This window comes from Idiomarina rhizosphaerae (genome assembly GCF_024159085.1).
Lineage (GTDB): Bacteria > Pseudomonadota > Gammaproteobacteria > Enterobacterales > Alteromonadaceae > Idiomarina > Idiomarina rhizosphaerae.
This window is the reverse complement of the sequence record NZ_JAMZDE010000007.1, coordinates 217,761-235,185: the sequence shown is the minus strand read 5'-3', so window position 1 is coordinate 235,185 and position 17,425 is coordinate 217,761. Positions and strand designations below refer to the sequence as shown.

14 protein-coding genes are annotated in these 17,425 nt (G+C 46.9%); 1 reads left to right on the top strand and 13 read right to left on the bottom strand.

The window, feature by feature from the left end:
• Window positions 1-69: 69 nt before the first annotated feature.
• Window positions 70-1,773 (bottom strand): proline--tRNA ligase, encoded by a 1,704-nt coding sequence (locus NJR55_RS08785; RefSeq protein ID WP_253619612.1) that lies wholly within the window; start codon window positions 1,771-1,773, stop codon window positions 70-72.
• Between the two features lie 78 nt (window positions 1,774-1,851).
• Window positions 1,852-2,559 carry a tRNA (N6-threonylcarbamoyladenosine(37)-N6)-methyltransferase TrmO gene (gene tsaA / locus NJR55_RS08780; protein WP_253619611.1) on the bottom strand — a complete coding sequence of 236 codons (708 nt, stop codon included), beginning with the start codon at window positions 2,557-2,559 and terminating at the stop codon, window positions 1,852-1,854.
• Between the two features lie 213 nt (window positions 2,560-2,772).
• Here tsaA and NJR55_RS08775 point away from each other — a divergent pair, with 213 nt between their 5' ends.
• On the top strand, window positions 2,773-3,414 hold the full coding sequence (locus tag NJR55_RS08775; RefSeq protein WP_253619610.1) for a hypothetical protein: 642 nt from the start codon (window positions 2,773-2,775) through the stop codon (window positions 3,412-3,414).
• On the opposite strand, the gene rcsF is transcribed toward NJR55_RS08775, so the two are convergent.
• The 11 genes from rcsF to NJR55_RS08720 form a co-directional block, all read right to left on the bottom strand.
• On the bottom strand, window positions 3,411-3,707 hold the full coding sequence (gene rcsF / locus NJR55_RS08770) for an Rcs stress response system protein RcsF (protein WP_110012560.1): 297 nt from the start codon (window positions 3,705-3,707) through the stop codon (window positions 3,411-3,413). The genes NJR55_RS08775 and rcsF overlap by 4 nt on opposite strands.
• Before the next feature lie 185 nt (window positions 3,708-3,892).
• Window positions 3,893-4,309, bottom strand: a complete 417-nt coding sequence (locus NJR55_RS08765) for an H-NS family histone-like protein (protein ID WP_253619609.1) — start codon at window positions 4,307-4,309, stop codon at window positions 3,893-3,895.
• Between the two features lie 326 nt (window positions 4,310-4,635).
• Window positions 4,636-6,285: an electron transfer flavoprotein-ubiquinone oxidoreductase gene (locus NJR55_RS08760; RefSeq protein ID WP_253619608.1), complete on the bottom strand. Its 1,650-nt coding sequence runs from the start codon at window positions 6,283-6,285 to the stop codon at window positions 4,636-4,638.
• A gap of 17 nt (window positions 6,286-6,302) precedes the next feature.
• Entirely contained in the window at window positions 6,303-8,519 is a 2,217-nt protein-coding gene (locus tag NJR55_RS08755) for a putative bifunctional diguanylate cyclase/phosphodiesterase (RefSeq protein WP_253619607.1), read from the bottom strand.
• Between the two features lie 3 nt (window positions 8,520-8,522).
• Complete coding sequence (locus tag NJR55_RS08750; protein ID WP_253619606.1) at window positions 8,523-10,466, bottom strand: acetoacetate--CoA ligase; 1,944 nt, start codon at window positions 10,464-10,466, stop codon at window positions 8,523-8,525.
• A 22-nt stretch (window positions 10,467-10,488) separates the two neighbouring features.
• On the bottom strand, window positions 10,489-11,388 hold the full coding sequence (locus NJR55_RS08745) for a hydroxymethylglutaryl-CoA lyase (protein ID WP_253619605.1): 900 nt from the start codon (window positions 11,386-11,388) through the stop codon (window positions 10,489-10,491).
• A 32-nt stretch (window positions 11,389-11,420) separates the two neighbouring features.
• Window positions 11,421-13,391 (bottom strand): acetyl/propionyl/methylcrotonyl-CoA carboxylase subunit alpha, encoded by a 1,971-nt coding sequence (locus NJR55_RS08740; RefSeq protein WP_253619604.1) that lies wholly within the window; start codon window positions 13,389-13,391, stop codon window positions 11,421-11,423.
• A gap of 14 nt (window positions 13,392-13,405) precedes the next feature.
• A complete protein-coding gene (locus NJR55_RS08735) occupies window positions 13,406-14,191 on the bottom strand; it encodes an enoyl-CoA hydratase-related protein (RefSeq protein ID WP_253619603.1) in 786 nt (261 codons plus the stop codon).
• Window positions 14,192-14,207: 16 nt separating this feature from the next.
• Window positions 14,208-15,815, bottom strand: coding sequence for a carboxyl transferase domain-containing protein (locus tag NJR55_RS08730; protein WP_253619602.1), 1,608 nt, complete (start codon window positions 15,813-15,815; stop codon window positions 14,208-14,210).
• A gap of 15 nt (window positions 15,816-15,830) precedes the next feature.
• A complete protein-coding gene (locus NJR55_RS08725; protein ID WP_011234125.1) occupies window positions 15,831-17,000 on the bottom strand; it encodes an isovaleryl-CoA dehydrogenase in 1,170 nt (389 codons plus the stop codon).
• Window positions 16,997-17,416: a MerR family transcriptional regulator gene (locus NJR55_RS08720; protein WP_034820370.1), complete on the bottom strand. Its 420-nt coding sequence runs from the start codon at window positions 17,414-17,416 to the stop codon at window positions 16,997-16,999. Before NJR55_RS08720 ends, NJR55_RS08725 begins: the two co-directional genes overlap by 4 nt.
• Between the last annotated feature and the right edge of the window lie 9 nt (window positions 17,417-17,425).

Genomic DNA, 17,425 nt, shown 5'->3' with positions numbered 1-17,425 from the left:
GTTCAAACGGTTCAAGACAAAAAAGGCCTGACAGTTTTTGCTGTCAGGCCTTTTTATTAATAGCGTCAGTTAGAGTTGTTGCTGTATGAAGCTAATGCAGTCATCTAAGTTAATTTTCTGCTTTTCTCCACCTTTACGGCTTTGGTACTCAACCTGGTTTTCATCAAGGTTACGCTCACCAACCACGACTTGATGAGGAATGCCTATGAGCTCCATGTCGGTAAACATCACCCCAGGGCGTTCCTTACGGTCATCAAACAGCACATCGATACCTTGAGCCTTCAAGTCGGTATAAAGCTTCTCAGCGGCTTCCTGTACCCGTGCTGACTTGTGCATATTCATTGGTACAATAACAACCTGGAAAGGTGCTAAAGCTTCCGGCCAGCAAATACCGCGCTCGTCGTTATTTTGCTCTATGGCAGCAGCGACTATGCGCGAAACACCTATACCATAGCAGCCCATGGTTAAAGTTTCGTGTTTACCGCTTTCAGACAACACACCAACTTTCATCGCGTCGCTGTACTTTTTGCCCAGCTGGAAAATATGACCAACTTCAATACCGCGAGCAATTTTGACTTTGCCCTGACCACAAGGGCTTGGGTCACCGGCAACCACGTTGCGAATATCCACGATGCTGAAATCACCCGTGTCACGTTTCCAATTAACACCGGTTAGCCACTGACCATTTTCATTGGCACCACAGGCAAAATCGGCAAGGTGCGCTGCACTGCTGTCAACTAACAAAGGCAATTTCGCGTTTACAACGCCAATGTAAGGGGCTTCTACGCCGGTGGCTTTCTCTGTTTCAGTCAGTATTTCCAGTGGAGCCGCAACCTGAGCCAGTTTCTCGGCTTTTACTGTGTTCAGTTCATGGTCAGCGCGAAGCACAAGCTGAACGTATTCTGAATCAATGTCGTCCGCTGCTTTAACAATGACCGACTTGGTTGCCTGCTGGCTTTCTACGGATAAAGGCTGTAATACAGAGGCCAGTTCGTCGCCCTGTACTTTATGCTTTTCTACTTTCTGATTCGGAGCAGGGCGTTCACCGACAGGAGGTAGTGCTTCTGCCATTTCCACGTTCGCGGCGTAATCTGAAGAGTCAGAAAACGCTATGGCGTCCTCACCGGAGCTTGCCAGCACATGAAACTCATGCGAATGACTTCCGCCAATTGAGCCTGTATCGGCTATAACCGGACGATAATCTAAACCAAGACGCTCGAAAATACGGCAGTAGGCCTGATACATATCGTCGTACGTTTTCTGCAGAGACTCGTCGGTCAAATGGAAAGAATAGGCGTCTTTCATCATAAATTCGCGCGCACGCATAACACCAAAACGAGGGCGGATCTCGTCACGGAACTTAGTCTGGATTTGGAACAAAGTTAATGGCAGTTGTTTATAACTGCTGACTTCTTTGCGCATCAGTTCACTGATAATTTCTTCGTGGGTTGGCCCCAGTAAAAAGTCACGTTGGTTACGGTCTTTAATACGCAGTAATTCCGGGCCGTAGTCGTCCCAGCGTCCTGATTCCTGCCAAAGATCGGCGGGTTGTACCATTGGCATTAAAATTTCCAATGCGTTAATGGCTTCCATTTCCTCGCGCACAACGTTTTCAACTTTGCGCAGTACACGCAAACCGGTTGGCGTCCAGGTGTATAACCCGGCGGCGACTTTACGGATCATACCTGCCCGCAACATCAGCTGATGACTCACGATCTCAGCATCAGAAGGTGTCTCTTTAAGCGTTGATAATAAATATTTGCTGCTGCGCATAGTCCGGCATCTCTGCAAGTTATAGTAGTCAAAAATTAGAGCGAAGTTTAGCAGTGTCTGACTCAGCCCAAAAGCCTTTTACAGCTGTTTTAACGAGATTTCTTCAACAAAAACGGTGTTTTGTTGTACATACCAGCGAATATTGTAGTTCAAAAGTGCTGTGCCGTAATTTCTCTGGTTTTCCTGTGACTTGTGGTAAGCCGGTCTGGGATCCTGTCTGAGTACCTCAGTAATCAATATTTTAAGCTCAGGAGTACGCTCTGACTCCATGTTAAGAGTCGACTCCGCAGCTTCCAAAAATTGCACCTTTAAGTTTTCTTCCGGCTTCTGCTGAGCAAATCCCGCACGAGCGTCACTAATGGCGTCGACGTAGGGAATATAAGGCTTTATATCAACAATAGGGGTGTTATCCACTAAGTCCGCTCCGCGCACCGTCAACACCACCTTAGGTTCGGTTTCTACTGCAACTAACTCAACCACAGATAAGCCTAGTTGGTTCGGCCGGAAGGGTGAGCGTGTGGCAAAGACGCCCAGCTGTTCATTACCGCCAAGCCGTGGCGGACGAACGCGCTCCTGCCACGAACTGTGCTGATGAAACTCGAAGGTTAGCCAAAGATGAGAGAACTGCTCTATACCCTCTATGGCTTGCGTGTGCTGGTAATTTCCAACTAACTCAACCTGAGCTAATGCAGAGGGAGCCAGACCGGGTTGCCGGGGAACACTAAACTTTTCGGGAAAAGGCGTACGAATGATAGCGATGGGGGTTAGTTGTTGCTGGCTTCTCATTCTGACTCCGTTAGTGAATACCACAGAACTGTGGTAGCCAATTTGACCACATTGTTTGTGAATTCACTAACCTCTAAAAAAGATTTTTATTTAAATAATTGATTATTAATGATTTTTTATTTTTGGCACAAGCGTTGCAAAAGCTAGGCATAAGCAACTTTTAGTTCTTTAGGGGTTGGCATGAATCGTTTTAATAACAATAGGAAAAGAAAAATGATGAAACACAAAATTTGGCCTTTAACTTTAGGTTTTATTGGTTTAGTTACAGTAAGTACAGCCGCGTTTTCTGCCGAAAGTGAACGCACGTTAAGCAGTAGCTATATCGTTAGCAGTGATACAGAAATTCATTTAGACGCAACGGTGGGAACGGTTGAGTTAAGTGTAACCGACGGTGATACTGTCGGAATTGAGCTTCGTGTAGAGTCGGATGATGACGGCTGGTTTGCCAGTGGCGGTGAGCTCGATAAAGTGATTATAAAAGGCGAGCGGGAAGGGAATCGTCTGGAAATTTCGGCAACACCCGATGACGATATGTCACAACATTGGATAGTGTCCGTGCCGCGTAGCAAGTTGTTGGAGATTGATCTGGGTGTTGGGCAGATTGAAGGTGACGTACCATTCAACGACTTAAAAGTTGATTTAGGTGTTGGTGATGTATCCTTGAATTTGGCGAAGGGCGACTACAAGCAAGTAGAAGCATCGGTAGGAGTTGGCGATACCAGTTTAAAGAACTTCGGCAATACTCAGGAAGACAGAATGATTGTGACATCTGAGTCAAGTTATCGGGGTAACGGCTCTGTCAGAATCAAGGTTGAAGTTGGCGTTGGTGACGTTACCTTAAAACAGGGTCATTAATCACGCCATTGAATAGCACGACCCACGCAGCTGACTTCACTGTAACAGATGGAGTCGGCTTCGGGTTTAAAAGAAAAGCACTGAGCGCCGATAATGGCATGAGCTTTAAACCGGGCAGCGTCTTCCCGCAGAGCTTGAACGGCATCGTTCGCCGACGCTTCTGCGCCTCTAAATTTTCGCTGGCAGCTTTCACCATTTACAATACTTATCAACTCGTATGCACGCGAGGGCTTGTTGTCACCACGATAAACTTCAACATCACCTGAGTCGATCTGATTAAAGCCTCCTGACATCTGAGGTAAGATGCTACAGGCAGAAAGGCCGAATAATGGCGTTAATACGAATGCTATGAAACGATAGCGCAATGTCGATCCTTGCCAGTTTGAATTTTCTATAGCCTAATCAAGCTGAGCCTATTGTTCAACAAAAAGCGTAATCTCTACTCTTTATTATTGGCAGAGATTACGCTTGATTAACGCTATTTAATTAGAAATGCTTCTAATGATTTGCCATTATCGACAGCTGTTTTCATGGCTTTAGGCATGCGGCCCTGGCCGGTCCAGGTTTGTTTTTCGCCGTTTTCGTCGGTGTATTCGTACTTAGGAGGCTTAGGCGCTCGTTTTTTACGAGTGGTTTTAGCGATAGGTTCGCCACCCAGCTCTTGCTCTAATATATCGGACAATTCAATGCCGGCATCGGCCATCGCGCTTTTAAATTCTTCAATTTTTTTCTGCTTTGCTTCGTTCTGACGTTGCTTTTCAGCTTCCTCTTCACGACGCTGAGAAATTACCGAATCAAATTTAGCTTTAACACTTTCCAGTTCATTTAAATCCAGTTCTTTTAATGCTGCTTTTAAACGGCGTTCGTGACGAAGAATGTTAATGAATTCACTCATTTTTTGCTTACCTTATTTGATTGCTTAAATATTGGTTTGTTTTCATTATAGCTGTTATTACAGTTTAAGTTGAAACTTCTTTCTATTAAATAAGTGCATAGAAATAGAAATGGTGGATTAAATCCACCGTCTAGCGTTATTTATTAACAATTATTTATAATTACTATCAATGCTGCTTTCTTTTTACTGCTTTTATAGGTCTCGTTTAAAAGTGCATTTTACGACTTGATAATTCTAAAAATTTATAATTTTCAGTTCCTAAAACGAAAAAACACCAAAACATTTAACATGCTTTGGTGTTTTTTGTTATTAATTTTACGAAGTGTTTACATATTAGGGTAGGTAGGTCCGCCGCCACCTTCAGGTACAACCCAGGTAATATTTTGGCTGGGATCTTTAATATCACAAGTTTTACAATGTATGCAGTTTTGCGCGTTAATTTGAAAAACTTGTTTGCCGTCTTCTTCTATAACCTCATAAACCCCGGCGGGGCAATAACGTTGTGCAGGTTCTGCAAACTTCGGTAAATTGACTTCTAATGGAATATTAGCGTCACTGAGTTTTAAATGGCAGGGTTGATCTTCTGCGTGATTAGTATTCGACAAAAATACCGATGACAGACGGTCAAATGTCAGTTTATTATCAGCTTTTGGATAGTCGATTTCCGTATAGTTTTCGGCTTTACCTGTTGCTTTATAGTCTGGCGTCCACTCTTTAAATTTAAAAGGTAATTTACCGCCAAACCAATTTTGATCGACCATATTGTAAGCGCCGCCGAGTATTGTGCCTAATTTATGCACAGCACCACCGAAATTGCGTGAGCGATACAATTCATCAAATACCCAGGACTTTTCAAACGCCTCTTTGTAGCTGGTAATGTCGTCGTTGGCTTTACCATTTTTTAGCTGTTCAAATACACATTCAGCAGCAACCATACCCGATTTCATAGCGGTATGGTTTCCTTTAATTTTGGCAAAGTTTAAGGTGCCTGCGTTACAGCCAACCAACAAACCGCCGGGGAAGGTCATTTTCGGTAGCGAATAATAGCCACCTTTAGCTATAGCACGCGCGCCGTAGGACACCCGTTTACCATTTTCTATAACTTGCTTAATAGCCGGGTGGGTTTTGAACCGCTGAAACTCCTGAAATGGATTCAGGTAAGGGTTAGCGTAGTTAAGATCCACAATAAGGCCTAAGTACACTTGCCCGTCTTCGGCATGATAAAGATAACCGCCGCCAGTGGCGTCACTGTCGGTTAGTGGCCAGCCCGCGGTATGAACCACTTTTCCGGGCTCGTGCATGTCTTCCGGTACATCCCAAATTTCTTTAAAGCCTAAACCGTAATGTTGCGGGGTGCTGTCTTTATCCAGTTCAAACTTGCTAATCAGCTCTTTGCCTAAATGACCGCGACAACCTTCTGCGAATAAGGTGTATTTAGCACGCAGTTCCATTCCCGGCATATAGCCGTCTTTTTCGCTACCATCTTTAGCAACGCCCATGTCACCGGTTTGAATGCCAGCAACACTGCCATCGTCGTTATACAGAATTTCAGAGGCCGCAAAGCCAGGGAATATTTCGATGCCCAGTTGCTCAGCCTGTTCTGCCATCCAGCGGCACAGGTTACCCATACTGGCAATGTAGTTGCCTTTATTATGGAAGGTTTTAGGGACACTAAAGTCCGGCAGGCGACTGTGGTTATTCTCGTCTTTTAGCAATAAAACATCATCGCCGGTAACTTCGGTATTGAGCGGAGCGCCGCGATCTTTCCAGTCAGGGAAAAGCTCATTCAGGGCTCGTGGTTCGAACACCGCGCCGGATAAAATATGAGCGCCAATATCAGCGCCTTTTTCAACCACGCATATCATGAGTTCTTGCTCATTTTCCTGTGCGAGTTGGCCGAGTCGACAGGCGGTTGCCAGCCCTGACGGGCCTGCACCAACTATGACGACATCAAATTCCATGCTTTCGCGTTCCACGTTAACCTCCGCTATATTCAGGCTATCTGGATAGGGATAAGCCCTTTATACTGCTGTAATAGTTCAGTGATTTGCCGCGCCGGAACCGGTTTACTGAAAAGAAAGCCTTGTCCGGTACTGCATTCACGTTGTAATAAAAATTCGACTTGTTCTTCGGTTTCAATACCCTCGGCAACCAGTTGCAGATTTAAATTGCGCGCCAGACTAATAATGGTCTGGGTAATGGTTGCGTCGTCTTCGTTGTGTGGTAAATCTCTGACAAAAGAGCGATCTATTTTTAACGAAGTAACCGGAAAATTCTTCAAATATGACAATGACGAATAGCCCACACCAAAGTCGTCTATAGCCAGTGACATTCCCTGTTCACGCACCGAATGCATAAAACGGGTATGGGACTGAATGTTTTCAATAAACACTTGTTCAGTTAGCTCGAGTTCTACTTTGTTTGGCGGTATCTGCGCTTCGTTCACCCGCTCCATAATGTCATCGACCAAATCAGCTAAGTGTAGCTGCTTTCCTGAGATATTGATGGCAATGCTCAATTCTTCGAAGCCAAGTTCGTGCCATTGCTTTAATTGTAGGAAGGCTTCTTCCATCACGTATTCCGATATTGGAATAATGAGACCGGTATCTTCAGCCAGTGGAATAAACTCATCCGGAGGAATGATACTGCCATCGTCATCAACCCAGCGAACCAGAGCCTCTAAACCACTGATACGGCGGCTACCGAGCTCAACTTTAGGTTGGTAATAAACCGTTAGTTGCTGCTTAGAAACCGCGTGGCGCAGCCGTTTAACGAGCTCCAGTTTTTTGGTCAAATCGCGGTGAATGGCTTTATCGTAAACTTTATAGGTATTGCGACCATGTTCTTTTGCCTGATATAGCGCTGTGTCTGCGTTACGAATAAAGTACTCAGCGTTAAAATCGGCATCATCCGCAAAAGTGACCCCAATAGAGGCGCTAATAAAGAGCTCATAGACGTCCACGAAAAAGTGCGTATCGAGCGCCTGGAGAAGTTGTTCCGACAGTTTGATAACACTTTCACGACTATCAGGCTTTGCTATTGCCAGCAAAAACTCATCACCGCCGGCTCTTGCCAGAACGCTACCTTTAGGTGCTAATTTTGTAATGCGTCGCGCAACCCGGCGTAGCAATTCGTCACCAACCGTATGACCCAGCGCATCATTGACTTCTTTAAACCTATCTAAATCGATAAACAACAAAGCGGCTTTTTTATGCGGTGATTCGGTTTCCAGCCACTCACCCAGAATACGTTTTAGCGCATTTCGGTTTACAAGGCCGGTGAGAGAATCATGTTCTGCAAGGTAAGCCATCTGTTTTTCAATGCGCTCGCGTTCATCAATTTCACTATAAAGCTCAATATTGGAGTCAGCCAGTTGCTGTGCTTTAAAACGACTTTGGCCTAAAATATAAAGGACAAAAGTCAGCATACCGGTTACGAGTAAACCGGCGATTAAAGCGGCTACTGAAATTCCACCACGGAGTTGTTCCAGATGACCAGCGGTTGGCCAGACCGAAAGCTCCCAGCTATTTCCTACCAATTGTAGTGAATGAAAATGTGACCATTCTTTGCGTAATGAAGTATCGCCGGCAAATTGATACAGTATGTCGTTGTCACTGCGTACACTGAGCTGGAAACCTTCACTGATGTTACTGCGTACGACATTATTAAACAGGCTTTGCAGGCTTATCACAAAACCCAGAAAGCCGTGGGTTTGTTCTTGCTCTACGCGGACAAAAATAGCTATGTCGCTGCTAATACGCCCCAAATTTCCGGCGGCTCCCATCATTGCGTGACGGTTGCCTTCAGAAGTCTTCAGTTTTTCTAATAATGGAGTTTTAGCAAAAGGGGTTCCCAGTAGTTCGGGTTGTTCGTTTTGAGGGTAGATAAGCTCAATATCCAGCTCATCATTGAGCCAGGTGATGCCTTGTACATTCTGATAGTACAAAGTGACGATATCCGCATTTTCCTGCCAGCGTTCCTCTATTGAAAGATCACTACGTTCCCACTCGCGAGCTAACAATTCAGCGACAAATAAATGGGAGACCAGGCTTTGTCGAATGTCGCGTTGCAAGTTATAAGTTTCGGCTTCCAGGGCATCGTGGACAACTTGATTTTCCTGATAACGCAAATAGCTAAAAGCGGTAACAGTAATGACCAAACCAACAAGGGCTGCTATAACAGCCTGCCGTGATCCGTGCAGGAACATCATGGATTAACGCAACTCCTCTCTATCACGGAAGTAATCCAGTGCCTCTGGGTTTGCCAGAGCATCCGTGTTTTTCACAGGCTCGCCGTGAACCACATTACGTACCGCTAATTCGACTATCTTACCGCTTATAGTACGGGGTATGTCGTCAACCTGCAAAATTACAGCAGGCACGTGCCGTGGAGTCGCGTTGGCCCGAATGGTTTTGGCAATGGTTTGACGAAGTTCATCGCTAAGCTTTATGCCGTCTCTTAGCTTTACAAAAAGAACGACGCGCTCGTCATCTTCGTATTGCTGACCGACAGCAATACTTTCCAGCACTTCATCAACCTTTTCTACCTGACGGTAAATTTCCGCAGTGCCAATGCGTACGCCGCCCGGGTTAAGAACGGCATCGGAACGACCATAAATAATAACGCCGTCGTGCTCGGTCAGCTCGGCAAAGTCGCCATGTGCCCAGGTATTTTCGAAGCGGTCGAAATAGGCATTAAAGTAACGCTCGCCATTCTCGTCGTTCCAGAAGCTTACGGGCATGCAGGGGAATGAGTTTTCACACACCAACTCGCCTTTTTCGCCTTTAACTGGCTTTCCGTTCTCGTCATAAACGTTAACGGCTAAACCAAGGCCCCGACATTGTAATTCGCCCCGGTAAACCGGCAGAATAGGGCAGCCAAGGGCAAAGCAGGAGACAATGTCCGTACCGCCTGATATTGAGGAGAGACACAGGTCTTTTTTAATCTCGCGGTAAACGTAGTCAAAGCTTTCTGGCGGTAGTACCGACCCCGTGGTTAAGATGCTACGCAACTTTTCCAGGTTATGACTTTCTCGCGGTTTAACGCCTTCTTTTTCAAGTGCGGCTAAATATTTGGCGCTGGTACCAAATACGGTAATGCCTTCTTCGTCAGTCACGTCCCATAAAAACTCAGGTTTAGGTGCAAAAGGCGAACCGTCGAATAAGGTTAAGGTTGCGCCCACAGCCAGACCACTGACCAGCCAATTCCACATCATCCAGCCGCAGGTGGTGAAGTAAAACAGATTGTCGTCACGGTCTAAATCGGTATGCAGCCCGTGCTCTTTCAAGTGCTGCAATAAAGTACCGCCCGTACCATGAACAATGCATTTTGGGACGCCCGTGGTACCTGATGAAAACATAATATAGAGCGGGTCGTTAAAGTTGCGTGGAGCAAAATCTATTTGGGTCTTATCAGCGTCGCCAAAATCACTCCATGAAAACACTTTGTCGCCTTCAATGCGGTCTTTCTGCTGGCTGAAATTAACCAACACCGTGGCTTCAATGCTTGGAATTTGTTTAATGATATCGGCGGTTTTGTTTTTTATGTTGAGGTTTTTGCCGTTATAAAAATAACCATCAACAGTAATCAGAACTTTAGGCTCTATCTGACCGAAACGGTCAAGTACGCCCTGAACGCCAAAGTCCGGCGAGCAAGACGACCAGATAGCGCCGATACTGGTGGTTGCCAGCATACCAATTATGGTTTCTATGCAGTTAGGCATCATGGCTGCAACACGGTCACCGGCCTCAACTCCGCGTTGGCGTAAGCCTTCGGCAAAAGCGGCAACTTCGTGGTTAAGTTCGGCATAAGTTAGCTGTTGGCGTGTGCCATTCTCACCGCGAAAAATTAGAGCAATATGGTCGTCTTTATGACGCAACAGGTTTTCGGCAAAATTTAGGCTGGCGTCAGGGAACCATTGAGCACCGGGCATTTTTTCTTTATCGGTGACTATCGTCGAGCCTTTTTCACCAATAACATCAAAGTAATCCCATACCATAGACCAGAAACTTTCGTCGTTGTCGACGGACCATTGATAAAGGTCGTGATAATTGGCCAGCGCTACGTCTTTTTCTTTATTCACCTGTTGCAGGAAATCAGTCATGCGGGCATTAGCAATGGTATCTGCTGACGGTTGCCATAAAGCTTCTGAAGTCATTTTAATCCCCTTATTTTGCTAATTAAGCTTTTGCCAATTCTGCTATTGCGACCTGAGAGCGAGGGCCATGCGCTAAATGCTGACAAATATCGGCTCCGGCTGCGATTAACTTGTTCAGGTCAATACCGGTTTTTATGCCCATACCATTTAACATGTAAACCACATCTTCGGTGGCGACATTGCCACTGGCGCCTTTAGCGTATGGGCAGCCACCCAGGCCAGCTACGGCTGAATCAATGGTAGCAACACCCAGTGGAAGGCAGGCTATGATATTGGCCAAAGCTTGTCCGTATGTATTGTGAAAATGCAGCGCCAGTTTGTCCATGGGGACTTTCTCTGCAACGGCGGCAAGCATTTCCTGAGCTTTTAAAGGCGTACCGACGCCTATGGTGTCACCCAGTGATATTTCATAACAGCCCATTTGATACAAGGCTTCTGCAACTTTAACAACATTTTCTACCGGAACCTCACCCTGATACGGGCAACCCAAAACGCAGGAAACATAGCCTCTGACGGGAATGCCTTTTTCTTTAGCTGCGGCAATAACTGGTTTAAAACGCTCCAGCGACTCGTCGATACTGCAGTTAATATTCTTTTGGGCAAAAGCTTCCGATGCCGCACCGAACACTGCTACTTCGTCCATATTGGCTGCAACTGCAGCTTCAAAACCTTTCAAATTTGGCGTTAGACCGGCGTAAGTAACTCCTGGACGACGTTTAATCTGTTCCATAACAGCAGTGCTGTCGGCCATTTGTGGCACCCATTTGGGGCTGACAAAGCTGGCACTTTCAATGTAAGAAACGCCGGCTTCTGCCAGCGCTTCTATTAAGGCAACTTTGGCGTCAACAGAAACAGCTGTTTCATTTTGTAAGCCGTCACGAGGGCCAACTTCGACGATTTTTATCTGTTCTGCAATTGCCATAGTCACTCCTGATCACTTCTGATTATTTTTTATTATTCGTCTTCGCTCACTGCAAGCAGTTCATCGCCGTCGCTGACCAAATCTCCTGCGGCGAAAAAGACGTCGGTGACTTCACCTTCATGGCCTGCTTTAATGGTGTATTCCATTTTCATGGCTTCCATAATGACAAGCGGCTGATCTTTTTTGACTGTATCGCCTTTTTTAACCAGCACTTCCATAATGGTACCGTTCATTGGCGCAACGTGACCACCGTGGGCCGCTTCATCCGACAGCGTATCAGCCACGCGGTGTCGATGGAAAGTCATAGGGCCGTTATCGGTGAATACCGTAATTTGCTGGTCGTCGGCACTGACATAACGATGATAACGCATACTGCCGGCAGTCAACGTGAGTTTGTCGTCGGTTAAAGACGTCTGCCATTGTATGCTTTCTTCATCAACTTGCTGCAGGAACTCTCCGTTAGCGGTTTCTATTAGTGAAATAGAGTAGGTTTCTTCGCCAAATTGCAGTGGAACCGTATGTGTTGCCGCTGAGTTCATTCTAAACGCATTACCACTTTGCCATGGTGAACTGCCACGTTGCTGTTGGCGCTGACAAATATCAAACAAAGCCGCTTCAGTCGCAATTTGCTGATAATTTACCGAGCTATCTGGTTGCAGCTCCTCCTGATGTTGCTGGATAAATTCGGTTGTCAGGTTAGTTTTCACAAACTCAGGATGCGAAGCCAAACGATGCAAAAAGTCGACGTTAGTTGTTAACCCGGTTAAACGGTATTCACGCAAAGCCTTTTGCAGACGCAGCAGAGCACGGGTACGGTCGGTATCCCAGACAATCAGCTTCGCTATCATTGGGTCATAGAAAGCAGATATCTCGTCGCCTTCTTCAATACCAGTGTCAATGCGGATGCCGTTTTCTTCTGCAGGCGTACGTAAATGCTTAATGGTACCAGTGCAAGGTAAGAAATCGTTGTCCGGGTCTTCGGCGTAAATCCGTGCTTCGAATGCGTGACCGTTTACCTGAATGTCATTCTGTGCCAGAGGAAGCGGCTGACCGGAAGCGACAAGTAACTGCCATTCGACTAAATCCTGACCTGTGATCATTTCCGTAACCGGATGCTCAACCTGTAAGCGGGTGTTCATTTCCATGAAATAGAATTCGCCACTTTGGTCAAACAGAAACTCAACCGTGCCTGCACCAACGTAATCTATCGCCTGGGCGGCACGAATGGCAGCTTCGCCCATTTCTGTGCGAGTCTTTTCAGTCAATGCCGGAGCAGGGGCCTCTTCAAGCACCTTCTGGTGACGGCGCTGCACCGAACAGTCCCGTTCTGCCAGATAAACGGCGTTACCGTGTTCATCGGTAAACACCTGAATTTCCACGTGACGGGGGTTACGAATAAAACGCTCCATCAGCATTTTATCGTTACCGAAAGAGGACTTAGCTTCGCGTTTCGCCGAATTCAGAGCTTCATTAAATTCGCCCATATTTTCAACTACGCGCATACCTTTACCACCACCGCCGTACGCGGCTTTCAGCAGTAATGGGAAGCCAACTTTTTCGGCTTCTGCTTTTAGCGTTTCAATATCCTGTTCGCTACCATGGTAACCCGGAACCAATGGTACGCCGGCGTCCTGCATAATAGATTTCGCCGCGCTCTTAGAGCCCATAGCGGCAATGGACGATACCGGCGGGCCAACAAAGATAATATTGTTAGCCTGACATTGGTCGGCAAAATCTTCGTTCTCTGAAAGAAAACCATAACCGGGATGAATGGCTTCGGCACCGGTTTGTTTAGCGGCGGCGATAATTTTATCCGCACGCAGGTAACTGTCCGTGCTCGCTGCAGGGCCAATATGTACAGCCTGATCTGCCAGCTTAACGTGGCGTGAATTACGGTCGGCATCGGAGAATACCGCTACGGTGCGAATTCCAATTTTTTTAGCTGTGGCAATGATACGACAGGCAATTTCACCACGGTTCGCAATCAATAATGTTTTGATCATAATGAGACCTGTTGTTAACTCTGTTTAAGCCAGGCGGCGGGGCGTTTTTCAAGAAACGCACTGAGTCCTTCCTGACCTTCTTCCGACACGCGAATTTCGGCAATGGCTTTAATAGTGTGTTCACGGACGTTTTTATCAATTGGACGTGAACCCACGTTGCGAATCAGTTGCTTACAGGCGTCTACCGCTTGTGGACTATTCGCTAAAAGAGCTTCTAGTAATTTGCTCAAGGGCTCTTCAAAGTCTTCAACAACCTCGTTGACCAGGCCTAGCTCCAGTGCTTTATCGGCAAAAAAACGCTCGGCGGTGAGCATATAGCGACGCGACTGACGCTCGCCAATAGTACGCACAACATAAGGGCTGATAACCGCAGGAATAAGCCCAATTTTGACTTCACTCAGGCAGAAGCTGCTACGCGGCTGCGCCAGGACAATGTCACAGCAAGCGGCAAGGCCTACAGCACCGCCAAAAGCTGCACCTTGTACCAAGGCTATGCTGGGCTTGCTGAGCAAATCCAGACGCTCCATTAGCAAACCAAGCTCACCAGCATCATCAACGTTTTGTTGGTAGTTTTTATCGGCCATGGAGCGCATCCAGTTAAGATCCGCACCGGCAGAGAAGTTTTTACCCTCTGAACGAAGCACCAACACTCTCGCTTTCGTATTCTCTTCGACTTCTTTTAACGCCTGTAGCAGTTCTGCAATCATCACGTCATCAAACGCGTTGTGAACGTCAGGCCGGTTTAATGTCAGCGTGGCAACGCCCTGGTCGTTAATATCAAGCTTTGTGTATTTCGCCATTATTAATAACCTCCGATTACATGCGGAAGACGCCGAAGCGGCTGTCTTCAATCGGTGCATTCAATGAAGCGGCAAGGCTTAATGCCAGAACTTCGCGCGTTTGTGCCGGGTCAATAATGCCATCGTCCCATAAGCGGGCTGAGGCATAATAGGGGTGCCCCTGTTTATCGTACTGCTCAACAATAGGCTTTTTCAGTTCTTGTTCTTTCTTTTCACTTAAGCTTTCGCCTTTGCGCGCTAAATTGTCTTTAGTTACCTGTGCCATAACACCGGCTGCCTGCTCGCCACCCATGACCGAGATACGGGCATTCGGCCACATGAACATCATAGTTGGATCATACGCACGGCCACACATGCCGTAGTTACCGGCGCCGTAGCTACCGCCAATTAATACGGTAAACTTAGGTACTTTGGCACAGGAAACGGCCATAACCATTTTCGCACCGTGCTTAGCAATACCTTCGGCCTCGTATTTTTTACCGACCATAAAGCCGGTAATGTTTTGCAGAAACACCAGTGGAATCTTGCGCTGGGCACAAAGCTCAATAAAGTGAGCGCCTTTTTGCGCAGACTCAGAAAATAGAATGCCGTTGTTGGCCACAATGCCAACCGGATAACCGTCAATGCGGGCAAATCCAGTCACCAGTGTATTACCATAGTTAGCTTTAAATTCGTCAAAGTCTGAGTCATCAACAATGCGCGCAATGACTTCATGAACGTCATAAGGTTTACGCAGGTCGGTACCGACAATGCCGTACAGCTCTTTTGCATCGTAACGCGGTGGTTTGGCTGGTTGGCGGTCGAGCTTAGTTGGTTCACCGCGGTTAAGGCGGGCTACTGAGCGACGCGCTAAGGCTAAAGCGTGTTCGTCGTTGTGAGCAAAATGATCTGCAACACCGGAAATGCGTGTATGCACGTCGGCACCGCCAAGCTCTTCGGCTGAAACTTCTTCGCCCGTTGCCGCTTTAACTAATGGCGGACCCGCAAGGAAAATAGTGCCTTGATCTTTTACAATGACGCTTTCATCGGCCATAGCCGGTACGTAAGCACCGCCTGCGGTACACAGGCCCATAACCACCGCAATTTGTGGAATGCCTTTGGCTGACATATTTGCCTGATTGAAAAAGATGCGACCAAAGTGTTCCTTGTCCGGGAAGACTTCATCCTGACGGGGCAGGTTAGCGCCGCCGGAGTCCACCAGGTAAATACAGGGCAGGTGGCAACGCTCGGCAATTTCCTGAGCGCGCAGGTGTTTTTTAACGGTCAATGGGTAATAAGTGCCGCCTTTCACTGTGGCGTCGTTGGCGATGATCATGCACTCGGTGCCTTCAACTTGACCAATACCGGCAACCACACCAGCTGAGGGAACGTAGTCTTCGTAACATTCCCAGGCCGCAAATTGACCTATTTCCAGAAACGGCGAACCCGCGTCCAGCAGTTTGTTAATACGGTCGCGGGGCAATAATTTACCCCGGGACAAATGGCGCTCCTGATACTTAGGGCCGCCACCTTGATGAATCTTCGCCGCTTTTTCCTGCAGGTCATTAACTACGCCCTGCATAGACTCGCTATTAGCCGCAAATTGTGCATCGCGGGTGTTGATTTTACTGGATAAAATCGCCACGGCGTTGCCTCCTTATTATTTGGATTCAGTGAACAGTTCGCGACCAATGAGCATACGGCGAATTTCCGACGTACCAGCGCCAATTTCGTAAAGCTTAGCGTCACGTAGCAGACGTCCTGTAGGGTATTCGTTAATGTAGCCGTTACCGCCTAATAACTGAATAGCATCCAGTGCCAGTTGAGTCGCCAATTCTGCTGCGTATAGAATCGCTCCGGCGGCATCTTTACGTGTAGTTTCGCCACGATCGCAAGATTGAGCCACTGCGTAAACATAGGCACGCGCCGCATTAGTGCGAGTGTACATATCAGCAACTTTGCCCTGAATTAGCTGGAATTCGCCGATCTCTTTACCGAACTGTTTACGATCATGAATATAAGGTACGCAAGTATCAAGGCAGGCCTGCATAATACCTAAAGGGCCCGCAGCAAGAACAGCGCGCTCGTAATCAAGACCACTCATCAACACTTTAACACCTTCGTTTAGCTCTCCCAGAATGTTTTCTTCGGGGACTTCGACGTCTTCGAAGACCAGTTCACAGGTGTTTGAGCCGCGCATGCCCAGTTTGTCGAGTTTTTGCGCCTGGCTGAATCCTGGTGTGTCTTTTTCAACGATAAAGGCCGTAATGCCCCGTGAGTTCTTCTCGGGTTCGGTTTTAGCGTAAATTACGAAGACATTGGCTTCCGGCCCATTAGTGATCCACATTTTATTGCCGTTCAGAATGTACTTGTCGCCTTTCTTCTCTGCACGTAATTTCATGCTGACTACATCAGAACCGGCATTAGGTTCACTCATAGCTAAAGCACCAACGTGCTCACCGGTGCATAGTTTAGGCAAATACTTTTGTTTTTGTTCTTCGTTACCGTTGCGATGAATTTGGTTCACACAGAGGTTTGAATGAGCACCATAGCTTAAGCCAACAGAGGCAGAAGCGCGGCTAATTTCTTCCATAGCAATAACATGTTCAAGGTAGCCCATACCGGAACCACCATATTCTTCAGCAACGGTTAAGCCAAGCAGACCCATGTCGCCAAGCTTTTGCCATAAATCGCCGGGAAATTCATTTTTTTCATCAATTTCGGCGGCGCGTGGGGCTATTTCGTCACGCGCGAAAGCATTAACTTGTTCACGGATCATGTCGGCTGTTTCGCCGAGACCGAAGTTAAAGGTGGTATATTGACTGATCATAACGACTCCTGAGAATGAACTTCTGAAACTGACGACTGAATGCTCTCGAGCTCGTCCTGACAACGTTGCTCCAGACCACTGAGTTCGGTCAGTAACACATTAATATCTTCCATTTGTTGTTTGAGTGAGTGTTTTTTCTCACTGACCAGCTCAAGTACCTTTTCGAGCTGGGCCGCACTGCTATTATCCGCGTCGTAAAGTTCGAACAAACGGCGGGTTTCGGCCAGTGAAAAACCGAGTCGTTTGCCGCGTAGAATCAGCTTTAAACGAACCCGGTCTTTGTTGGTATATATGCGCTGTTGCCCCTGGCGTCTGGGGGAAAGCAAGCCTTCGTCCTCATAAAAACGAATGCTGCGGGTGGTAATGTCAAATTCTTTTGCCAGTTCGCCAATACTGTAGGTCACTTTATTGTTCATCGGTACTTG